Annotated in this window: 1 protein-coding gene; it reads left to right on the plus strand. The window is 58.6% G+C overall.

The window, feature by feature from the left end; genetic code table 11:
* Nucleotides 1-27 precede the first annotated feature (27 nt).
* The coding region (gene istA / locus HMPREF2912_RS01550; protein WP_246816448.1) for an IS21 family transposase at nucleotides 28-1,267 on the plus strand (1,240 nt) is incomplete at its 3' end.

A 1,267-nucleotide genomic window follows, 5' to 3' on the forward strand; every position in this document is an offset into this window, starting at 1 on the left:
GCGGTCGTCAAAGCACGCACAGGGCGTGTGAAGCAGACACTGCAAGTATTGTGGGCTCGCTACACCACCACCCCCACCCAGCCGGGCCAGCGTCATTACAGCTACGACCGGTTCCGCCAGCTGGTTGCCTCCCATGTCGATGCGGCCGGGCTTACCGCCCGGATCACCCATGCACCAGGGCATACGATGCAGGTGGACTGGGCAGGGAACAAGATGCGCCTGTACGACCCTGCGGGCACACCGGGTGCGAAAGTCAGCATTTTCGTCGCTTCGCTGCCGTATTCAGGAATGCTGTTTGCTTGTGCGTGTGTTGACCAGCGGCAACAGTCCTGGCTTGATGCACACCGCCAAGCGTTTGACTACTTCGGTGGGGTCTGCCAGGTTGTTGTCCCCGATAACGCGTCGACGGCATCAAACGCAATCAGCACTGCCGATAGGAATCGGAAGGTCAACGACACCTACCAGCAGTTCTTGGAGCACTACAACACAGCAGCACTTCCCACACGCGCGCGTCGGCCGAAGGATAAAGCAAATGTGGAAGCTGCGGTAAAGATCGTCACGCACAAGATCATCCACGCCCTTGAAGACCACCAGTGTGTTGACTTAGATGAGCTCAACGGAAAGATTGTGGGCTTAGTCGATGCGATCAACACCTCCGTGCCGTTTCGCAGTCAGCAGTCAAGCCGCAGGGATCTCTTCGAAGCACACGAGCAGCATCTCCTTGCTGACCTGCCGGCAACCCCGTGGCAACATACCGAGTGGAAGCGTGCGAAAGTAGCCCCGGATTTCCATATCACGGTTGCAACGGTGCGCTACTCCGTTCCGCACCAGCTTGTTGGCCGCACTGTCGATGTGCGCATCACCGGCCAGGTCTTGACCGTCTTTGACCAGGGGACAACCGTGGCAACCCACCAGGTTTCGCATAAGCGTGGGGCCTATGTCACTGACTACGAGCACATTCCATCTGGAATGGACTCCACCCGTGGACTGTGGACAAGCGACTACTTTTATCGCGAAGCCAGCAAAACCGGCCCGGCAACACGCAAGGTCATCGAAGAACTCATCGCGGCGAAAGCCATCCCGGCCCAGGCGTACCAGTCCTGTAGAAACGTGCTGTCGATGGGCAAACACGGCAACAAACCAATCCTGGAAGAAGCATGCCAGCGCCTGATGGCCAACGACGGCAGCCGACGGGCTGTGTCATATACCGCGGTCAAAAACATGATGGCCGCCATACGCAAAGAACACGCCACCCGGCCCCGCGGGT

The organism is Corynebacterium sp. HMSC056E09 (assembly GCF_001813425.1).
Classification (GTDB): Bacteria; Actinomycetota; Actinomycetes; order Mycobacteriales; family Mycobacteriaceae; genus Corynebacterium; species Corynebacterium hesseae.